6 protein-coding genes are annotated in these 10,436 nt (G+C 37.8%); all 6 read left to right on the top strand.

Going from position 1 to position 10,436, the window contains the following annotated elements; all coding sequences use genetic code 11:
• The first annotated feature begins 31 nt into the window (after positions 1-31).
• The 6 genes from V7K79_RS22410 to V7K79_RS22385 all read left to right on the top strand — a co-directional run bounded on the left by V7K79_RS22410 (position 32) and on the right by V7K79_RS22385 (position 10,314).
• Positions 32-3,256: a non-ribosomal peptide synthetase gene (locus V7K79_RS22410; protein WP_335050542.1), complete on the top strand. Its 3,225-nt coding sequence runs from the start codon at positions 32-34 to the stop codon at positions 3,254-3,256.
• Between the two features lie 149 nt (positions 3,257-3,405).
• Positions 3,406-6,495: a thioester reductase domain-containing protein gene (locus V7K79_RS22405; RefSeq protein WP_335050540.1), complete on the top strand. Its 3,090-nt coding sequence runs from the start codon at positions 3,406-3,408 to the stop codon at positions 6,493-6,495.
• Positions 6,496-6,631: 136 nt separating this feature from the next.
• Positions 6,632-7,540: a class I SAM-dependent DNA methyltransferase gene (locus V7K79_RS22400; RefSeq protein ID WP_335050538.1), complete on the top strand. Its 909-nt coding sequence runs from the start codon at positions 6,632-6,634 to the stop codon at positions 7,538-7,540.
• Between the two features lie 30 nt (positions 7,541-7,570).
• On the top strand, positions 7,571-9,031 hold the full coding sequence (locus tag V7K79_RS22395; RefSeq protein WP_335050537.1) for an aspartate aminotransferase family protein: 1,461 nt from the start codon (positions 7,571-7,573) through the stop codon (positions 9,029-9,031).
• A 246-nt stretch (positions 9,032-9,277) separates the two neighbouring features.
• A complete protein-coding gene (locus tag V7K79_RS22390) occupies positions 9,278-9,748 on the top strand; it encodes a hypothetical protein (RefSeq protein WP_335050535.1) in 471 nt (156 codons plus the stop codon).
• Entirely contained in the window at positions 9,748-10,314 is a 567-nt protein-coding gene (locus V7K79_RS22385) for a siderophore biosynthesis protein (RefSeq protein ID WP_335050533.1), read from the top strand. Before V7K79_RS22390 ends, V7K79_RS22385 begins: the two co-directional genes overlap by 1 nt.
• The last annotated feature ends 122 nt before the right edge of the window (positions 10,315-10,436 follow it).

Raw genomic sequence — 10,436 nt, 5'->3', positions numbered from 1 at the left:
TTGAAAAAATCCAAATTAAAAAGAAAGAGCGATGAGTAACGGACAAATAAAATCTCCAAGTAAAACTAAAAATATTGAATTAATTTATCCACTTTCTTCCATGCAGCAAGGGATACTGTTTCACAGTCTTTATGCTCCTGAAAGTGGGGTGTATTTTAATCAAACAACCTTAAGCTTTAAAGGTAATATTACTACTGCTGCTTTTGAATTAGCTTGGCAAAAAGTTGTAGATAGACACTCAATATTACGTACATCATTTGTTTGGAAAAATCGTTCAACTCCATTACAAATAGTACTAAAGCAGATTATTTTACCTTGGAATAATCTTGATTGGCGAGGATTATCTCCAACAGAGCAACAACAGCAATTATCAGAGTTATTACTAAAACAAAGAGAGCAAGGTTTTCAATTAAACCAAGCACCGTTGATAAGATGTACGTTAATTCAACTAAGTGAAGATATTTACAAATTTATCTTGAATAATCACCAAATCCTCATGGATGGATGGAGTTTACCCATTATTTTTAAAGAATTTTTAAGTTTCTATGAGGCAGAGGTGAGAGATGAAACTTGTTATTTGCCAATACCCCGTCCTTACCGTGATTATATTGCTTGGCTGAATTCTCAAGATCAGGAAGTTGCTATTGAGTATTGGCAACAAAATTTGCAAGGTTTTAGTGCCCCTACTTCTCTAGTAGTAGATAAGTTTCAGTATCAAAATAAACAGCAAGACTCTTACTATCATCAGGAACTTGAATTACGTTTGTCTGCTCATGTGAACCGCAAGTTACAAGATATAGCACAACATCATCATGTGACTTTATCGACTATAGTACAAGCTGCTTGGGCATTACTATTAAGTTGCTATAGTGGTGAAAAAGATGTAGTATTTGGTGTGACTGTTTCAGGTCGTCCTGGTAGTTTTTCTGGGGTGGAAAATATGGTGGGATTGTTCACCAACACTTTACCATTGCGTTTGGAAATATCCCCCCAGCAGCAACTAATACCTTGGCTCGAACAAATACAACAGTTAATGTTGGAATTGCAAGATTACTCTTACACTCCTCTTGTTGACATTCAAGCCAAGAGCGAACTCCTTGGGAGAAGACTTCTGTTTGAGAGTATTGTGGTGTTTGAAAATTATCCAGTTGATAATTCTTTGTTGGATGAAGGTAGTTCGCTACAGCTAAACGACATAGAGTCTTTTGACCGCAATAATTATCCACTAACTGTAGCTGTAGTGCCTGAAGATGAGTTGCAAGTTAAGATTATTTACGATAGTGTTCGTTTTGAAAAAGATACGATTGGGCGGCTGTTAGGGCATCTGCAAACCATTTTCTGTGCGATCGCAGAAAATCCCCAACAAGCTGTGGGTGAATTACCCTTGTTGAGTGAAGCAGAACGTCATCAATTTTTAAGGGAGTGGAATGATACCCAAACTGAGTATCCCAAGGAGCAATGCTTCCATCAGTTATTTGAAGCTCAAGCCGAGCAAACACCCGATGCTGTTGCAATAGTTTTCCAGGATGAACAATTAACTTATCGAGAACTGAATCAACGGGCTAATCAACTGGCACGTTATCTGCAAAAACTGGGAGTAAAACCAGAGGTATTGGTGGGACTTTGTGTAGAGCGATCGCCTGAAATGATTATAGGCGTATTGGGCATTCTCAAAGCGGGTGGCGCTTATCTCCCCCTAGATCCAACCTACCCCTCAGAGCGTTTGGCTTTTATATTGTCAGATTCTCAGATTAAACTTCTTCTGACAACCCAGAAACTAGTTCCAGAACTGCCTAAACACCAAACTCAAATTATCTGCCTAGATACAGATTGTGCAAAATTTGTACAAGAGGGTCAAGAAAACCCCAATAGTGATGTTACGATTAAAAACTTAGCTTACTTAATTTATACTTCCGGGTCTACAGGGACACCCAAAGGAGTTTTGGTTTCCCATGAAGGACTGGTAAATCTGACTCAAGACAAAATTAAGACCTGTAAAGTTCAACCAGATAGTCGTATTCTCCAGTTCTTTTCCTTGAGTTTTGATGCCTCGATTCCAGAATTAGTAATGGCTCTGGGTTCTGGTGCAGCACTGTATTTAGGAACTTTGGAAGATTTGCTACCAGGTAAGGCTCTAATGCAATTTCTACGCAAACAAGCTATTACCCATATTACGCTTCCACCTTCAGCACTAGCAGTTTTGCCTTCAACAGAATTACCAAATTTGCAAATGGTTCTGGTGGGAGGAGAAGCCCCTTCTGCCGAACAAATTGCCCAATGGTCAAAAGGGCGACTGTTCATCAATGCCTACGGCCCGACCGAAACTACAGTCAACGCGAGTATGGTGGAATGTGGCAACGGCGGTCAATTCTTACCTACCGTGCGTCCCGCCACCAATAAGCAGCTTTACATTCTAGACCAATATCTCCAACCTGTTCCCATCGGTGTGCCAGGAGAACTGCACATTGGTGGAGTTGGTCTGGCGCGGGGCTACCTCAACCACCCTCAAAAAACTGCCGAGACATTCATCCCTAATTCTTTTAGCGATGAACCAGGAAGCCGTCTTTATAAAACTGGGGATTTAGCTTGCTACCTGAGTGACGGTCAGATCAAGCTTCTTGGTCGCCTCGACCATCAAGTTAAAATTCGCGGCTTTCGGATTGAACCGGGAGAGATAGAAGCACTGTTAAACAAATACCCAGGAGTACAAGAGAGCGTAGTTATTGTCCGCGAAGACCAACCAACAGATAAACGGCTCGTCGCTTATGTCGTCCCTGATCCAGAAAATATCCTGATAATTAGCGATTTACGCCGCTTTATTGCAGAAAAATTACCCAAGTACATGATACCTGCGGTATTCGTGACGCTGGATGCCCTACCCCTAAATCCCAACGGTAAAGTAGACCGTTTTGCTCTGCCTGTACCAGATACGGCTCGACCGGAATTAGAATCAGCGTTTATCGCCCCTCGCACTTCTACAGAGCAAATTTTGGCTGAGATTTTTGCCAAAGTACTGGAGGTTGAGGGGGTGGGTGTTCATGACGATTTCTTCGAGTTGGGAGGACATTCTCTGCTAGCAACTCAACTGGTTGCTCAGTTGCTCAAAACCTTTGAGGTCGAGGTGACGGTTGTTGACTTATTTGAAGCGCCTACCGTAGCTAATTTAGCTGAACGTATTGAGAAGATGCAGACGTTGGAGAAGCTTTCGTCTCTTCCTTTGGAGATGGTTGAGGAAAGAGAGGAAATTGAAATATAAGGAGGTAGGGTTTCTCACTTTTTTAAGTTTTAATTCCTTACAAATTCATAAAATTCTGGCAAGTTCGGATTATTAAAATTTCTTTATGTCCCCCCGTCTTTCTGTCTCTGCGTCAGTTCTAATGATAAATCTTCAAGCAACATGATATTATGCTTTATCTCAAACCCAATGTGATTGTAGAGCCGTTATTTAATCAGTGGTATGCCTGGTCATACCTTATTTCTCCAGCAACAGCGGCTCGGTATATTACTGAATCGCATTTCAAAATTATGCAGTCGTTTGTCGATGCTCCCCAGGTTCATCAGTCAGCGTTAAAAAATCCAGCCATGATGGGGGGTCCTTTTATTAATTATGAGGTTGACCGAGTTCATGAAATTAAAGCTTTGTTGGAACAAACCAAAGAAGAACAAGCACATGTGGTACAACTTAGTCAAGCGATCGCACAACTAGATACGATGCTAACTGAGTCAGCCAAGGGGTATTCCTTAGAACCTCTTTATCAAAACGTTCCTGAAGCGTTAAAAGGATATGTAGAGTTAGTTTACGACTCAAATAACCATCCTTCTATTCGCTTTATTGAGGGACTTCTCTATCAAAGTCAGTATTACAATCCCGCCTCCCAAACTGTTGCTTTATATTTAGGTCATGAGGATGAACGCTCCTTTGTTCTCAGTACGCCTCGTTTAAAAGATGAGCGTTGTTTACATTTAAATCTTGCTTTCAAGGACTCCAGACTTGATCGCTTGTTTGAAATGAAAGATATTCCTCAGCCCTATGCCAAAATTAAAAATCTGTTGAAAATAGCCGAGGAAGATGAGGCATTATTTTCATCGTTCTTCACCGAAGAACCTCCTGCCAAAGAACCAAAGTATAGCGGTGATTCAGTCAGAATTCGCTACTTCGGTCATGCTTGTGTCTTAATTGAAACTGAAAATATCAGTATTTTATTTGACCCATTAATCAGTTATCAGCATCAAGATGGCATTCCCCGCTACACCTATGCCGATTTGCCAGAAACGATTGACTACGTGCTGATTACTCATAATCATCAAGACCACTGTATGTTTGAAACATTGTTGCAATTACGGCATAAAATCAAACATTTAGTTGTGCCGAAAAGCAACAGTGGGGTTTTACTCGACCCATCTTTAAAATTAATCTTAAAAAATATTGGCTTTGCAAATGTTATAGAAATTGATAACCTTGAGGCAATAGACATTGATCAAGGACAGATTGTTGCCTTGCCTTTTTTAGGCGAACATGGAGATTTAAATATTAACGCAAAAGCCGCTTATCTTGTTAAATTAAAAGGACAATCTATTCTTTGTTTAGCAGATTCTAATAATATTGAGCCGAAGCTTTATGAAACAATCCATAAATTATTTGGAGATATTGATGTAATTTTTATCGGAATGGAATGCGATGGAGCACCTTTTAGCTGGGCATACGGCTCCTTACTGACAAAACCAATCCCCAGAAAGATGGATGCAACCCGGAGGTTAGATGGTTCAAATGCCCAAAGAGCAATTGAACTTGTCAGTCAATTTAATCCGCAACAGGTTTATGTTTATGCAATGGGACAAGAACCTTGGCTGACGTATATAACCTCAATTAATTATACTGAAGAATCTCGTCCTATTATTGAGTCGAATAAGTTAGTAGAAGCGTGTATAAATCGCAATATTTTTAGTGAAAGACTATTGGGTAAAAAAGAAATTATCTTGGATGAGAATTCAAGACGAGTAGCTGCTGTCACATTCCCTACAAGTTATAGGGAACAGTTAAGTGAAAAGAAAGTGACTCAAACTGTTAATGAATTTTTAGCTAAACTTAGCCGTCTTGATATCAAGCTTTGGGTAGATGGAGAAAACCTACGTTGTAATGCTCCTAAAGGAGCGCTGACACCAACATTAAAAGCTCAACTTTCCGAGCGCAAAGCAGAAATTTTAGAGTTTCTTAGCAATGAATCTCATAATAGCAAAATTTTAGCGTCACTCAATACTGATGCTGTTCTAGACTCTTCCATTTACCCGGAATTACCGATTCCGGCTACTCTGGAACCCAGTTGTATCTTCTTAACTGGGGCAACGGGTTTTGTCGGAGCTTTTCTGCTATATGAACTCCTACAACAAACATCAAGCGATATTTATTGCTTAATTCGTGACAAGAGTACTGAATTAGCTCAGGATAAATTGCGAAACTGCCTTAAATCTTATTTGCTTTGGGACGAAGATTTTAGTAGCAGAATCATACCAGTTATTGGAGATTTATCACAGCCCCTTTTGGGACTTTCTGAGTCAAAATTTTATGAGTTTGCTGGTAAAATTGATGTTATCTATCATAATGGTGCGTGGGTTCATCACGCTTCTCCTTACTCTTTACTCAAAGCCACTAATGTCGTGGGAACTCAAGAAGTCTTGAGATTAGCGTGCAAAACGAAAGCGAAGCCCGTTCATTTCATTTCTTCTACCAGTGTTTTCTCAGAAGTTGGTGATTCTGGTGTGAAAGTAATTCGAGAACAGGATAATATTGATAATAGTCAAGTTCCATTCGGCGGCTACAGTCAAAGTAAATGGGTAGCAGAAAAGCTAGTGACTGCTGCACGCGATCGCGGACTTCCGGTTTGTATTTATAGACTCGGACGCATATCAGGACATAGCAAAACCGGTGTCTTTAATATCAATGACTATTTGTACAGACTGATTATCGGTTGCGTCCAACTTGGTAGCATTCCAGATGTTGCATTAATACAAGATATTATTCCTGTAGATTATGCCAGCATTGCTATTGTTCATCTATCGGAACAGCAAGCTTCTTGGGGTAAAGCTTTTCACTTAACTCATCCTCAACCAGTTTCCACCAACCTATTTTTTGAAAAATTGCGATCGCTTGGCTATCCAATTCAACAAATTTCTTATGAACAATGGCACACTCAACTGTTAAACGTTGCAGCTAATTCTCCAGAACACGCTTTGTATCCTTTAGTTTCTTTGCTTTCTGGTAAAAATAATAGTTCTGAAGCACCAGCCTCTGATGCAGCAGTTTTACAATTTGACTGTCAAAATACACTCGATGGTTTAAAAAATATATCTATTACTTGTCCGTCCATAGATGATCAATTGCTAAATGTCTACTTTTCATACCTCATTAATAATGGTTTTTTAGCACCACTACCCATTAAAGATTACAGTCAAACAAACCACTACAATAATGTTACATCGCAGCTAACAACAACATAGAGTTAAGTTTATTTTTAGCGATTTATCTATCATTTAGCTGATAATTATATCTCATAATACAAAATCTTCCTTTAGAAAGAGTGTCAAATAACCAAGATTTGCCCAAATTATAAATTTTCTACTTTCACATAACACCATGAATACAACTGACATATCTTCAGAAAGTCGCTATACAGATTACGATCCTTGGGCTTGGCTATACAATAAATCAGAAGCAAATTCAGCCTGTACAAGTTTACTACCAAATATAGAAAAACTACTTTTACCACACCTTACTAAAGGAGCTAAAATTTTTGATCTTTGCTGTGGTACAGGGCAATTATCGCAAAAGTTAATCGCGAAAGGTTATGAAATTGTTGGACTAGATGGCTCGATGAAAATGTTGCACTACGCTCGTCAAAATGCCCCAACTGCTGAGTTTATTCTAGGTGACGCACGTTCATTTGAACTTTCTTCTAATGTATTTGATGCTAGTATATGTACTGATTCTGCACTCAACCACATCATGAGTGTTGAAGAACTCAAAAGTGTTTTTAGTAATGTGTATACAGTCTTGAAAGAAAACGGTCTATTTTTATTTGATATGGGTTTAGAAAACCGATATGCCAATATATTGGTAAATGATGGTGAAATACAAGAAAATTATGCTTGGACTGTTGGTGAAACTTACAACCCAGAAGAAAAAGTCGGTACATTTATAATTACGATGTTCCAGCCAAACGACAATAAACCAAATAGAAAAATAAACTCAATTAGCTCACTAATAAGACGTTTTAAACGCCTAATTTACAATAATTATTTACGTTCCGCTAAACCATCAACTTTATTACAAATTTTAGAAAAAGACTGGCAATCTTCAGAGATGGTTTTTTCAGTCAAGCCTTATTCCAAAACAGAAATTCAGTCAGCTTTAGAAGAAGTAGGATTTACATCGGTTAGTATTTATAACTCCAATGGCAAATTAGCAGATTCTCAAGAAAATAAATATGCCTATTTTCTAGGACGTAAACCTTCTAATTTTCTCAATTCATCAGAAAAAGACTGAAAAATGTAAGTAATATAACGCTTAAAAATCATGATAACTACTAAACAAACTTCACCTCTTTCTACAGAGACAACAGTAAATTTGCAACAGAAACATTTGCAAGCATTAATCGAACATTATACTAAACAGACAAAAACTTCAAAACAAATGACCCAAACTTACCGTTCGGTTCTGGCAGATCCCAGAGTACCAGAATGGTTTAATGTTTCTGTTAAAGAGATGTGTTATCTAATTGTGGGTCAAAAAGCTCAAGGATCTAGAGTTTGGGATATTGATGGAAATGAATATATAGATATCATTATGGGGTTTGGTAGTAATCTTTTAGGTCATAATCCACCCTTTGTTAAAGAGGCAATTCAGGAGCAACTTGAAAAAGGATTTACCCTAGGCCCACAATCAGAATACGCTGGTGAAGTTGCAGAGTTAATTAGCGAACTCACAGGCATGGAAAGAGTAGCTTTTAGCAATACTGGTACTGAAGCTGTGATGACAGCAATTCGCTTGGCTCGTTCCCATACAAAACGCAATAAAATTGCCATATTTACTAATTCATATCACGGTCACGCAGATGGTGTTTTAGTTGAATCTCTCGGTCTAAAATCACCTAAGGCACTGGAAAATATAGGTGGTAAAATCTTAACTTCTCGTATTAATTCCCTACCCTTTCCAGCGTCTCACGGCATTCCTTACTCAATTACCAAAAATGCTTTAATGTTAGAGTATGGCAACCCTGAATCTCTTAATATTATTAAAGCTAATAAAGGTAAATTAGCAGCAGTTCTAGTAGAACCTGTCCAGACTGGTAAACCGGATCTACAACCTAAAGAATTTTTACATCAACTCAGACAATTAACTCAAAAATCAGGAATCGCCCTTATTTTCGATGAAATGGTAACAGGTTTCCGTCTTCATCAAGGAGGAGCGCAAGCTTGGTTTGGTGTTGAAGCAGATATCGCTGCTTATGGTAAGGTTGTCGGCGGGGGAATGCCGATTGGAATTATCGCTGGAAAAAAAGCTTACTTGGATCGTATTGATGGCGGTATGTGGAACTATGGAGATGCTTCTTCTCCGCAAGTAGAAGAAACTTTTTTTGCAGGCACTCACTGCAAGCACCCTCTAGCGATCGCAGCAAGTCGAGCAGTGCTTAAGTATTTAAAAAATCAGGGACCTAGTCTTCAAGAGCGATTGAACCAAAGAACATCTCAGTTTGTAGAAAGATTAAATATCTACTTTGAAGCCAATAAATTACCAATTCGGATGGCGAATTTTGGCTCTTTCTTCGGCCCTATATTTCCTGAAGATGCTGTCTCCTCAAAAAGTTTTATTATGGGTTTCGAGCTATTACGCTATCACCTTTTTGATAAAGGTATTTTGCTTAGAGGAGAAGGAGGAGGTTTCTTATCCACTGCTCATACCGATGAAGACATTAATTCCATCTTTAAAGCTATGAAAGACAGTATCACTGAACTACAAGAAAATGGTTTTTTTTAATGTCGAGTAACTTCAAAATAATGCTTTATCTATAAGCATATAAATTCTTACTGTACAAAAGTTCAGTTAGGTCAATAGGGCTGTTGATAAATTACGCCTAATGTGAATTATAAACGCCTTTTATCAATTGAGGGTTTTGATAATCTTCCAAAATTATATTTTTGGAACTATCAATTAAATTACAAAGTTTATAAGACTTGATTCACATTAAACGTAAATTATTTTTTAACTAAACGCCACTTTAAAATGACCCATAATTCTCTTCCTTCTCAACTTTATTTGCTTGCTCCTGGGAACTTACCAGTTGAGCAGCAACTTAGTGAATTAAATCAAGTTAAAATACGTCAAATACTCAAACATTTATTGCAAGCTTTAGATGAACCGTCTGATTCAGAAGCCCTTGACATTATTAATCAAGAATTAAACAATCTTGAGATCGGCAATATATCTCCTGCCTCAATATCTTCTACTGAAACGTCAATAGAACCTTGGGAAATTGAAGATTTTAACAGTTGTTTTAAAGCAACTTATGTAACAACAAAAGAATCAAGCGTCTGTCTTGTTTGGGGACTTCTAGTAGTTTATAAAACTTTACTTGTATTTAATGAAGATGGTAAAAAACTTGACTTTAATCGAGTCAAAGAGCTAAAAGAAGGACTTAAAAGCTATGTTTATCTGTTAGGAAGAGTTTTCAGTTTATCTTTGGAGGAAATCTAATGACTACAACAGAGACTCAAGCCAAACTAAAGCAACTTTGGGAGGGATTTCACTGGTTATTTTTTGTAGATGTCCAAGGGCTGATTATTTGTTTGCGACGCTTTGAGATGGAACTTGCAGCAAGTAATTTTCACCAAGCTGAAGTTGAGTTAAGAACGGCAACTAAATTAATGTTAGCGTCTGGAGCTGCAATGGAACTTGCTGGCAGCTGCTTCAGTAAAGAGGAGTATGAGAATCAAATTCTTCCAACGATGAAGCCTCCTCAAGTTCAATCAGAAAATTTTAGCGGATTAATGTCTTGGGATCATGCTTTGCTAATTAAAATTTTGAAAAGACTTAGTCCAGTTTTTCAGGATTTACCTGTTGAACTCCATATTCAACACAGCCAATTTGTAAATGCTTATGTTACATTATCAAATGCTCATACAGCAGTTTGCACTCGATTTGGCGGTGATGAAAAAGGAAGTTTACGTTGTAATAAAAGTACGGCAGTAAGTAAGTTAAAGATATTCGCTCAAAATCGTTTAAAGCTGATTAATTCAAATCGTAAAATCACTAATAGTTGATATATAGCAATCCTATTTTAGTTGTGAAAGTTGTTATATGAATGATTTTTAGTGATTATTCCATAGTTATTTACTCTTTTTAAATAATAATTTAGGATTGCTACAATTAAATTAAATTGAAG

The sequence above is a fragment of the Nostoc sp. genome (assembly GCF_036917575.1).
In the GTDB taxonomy this organism is placed as follows: domain Bacteria; phylum Cyanobacteriota; class Cyanobacteriia; order Cyanobacteriales; family Nostocaceae; genus Nostoc.
This window is presented reverse-complemented; position numbering and strand designations above follow the sequence as displayed.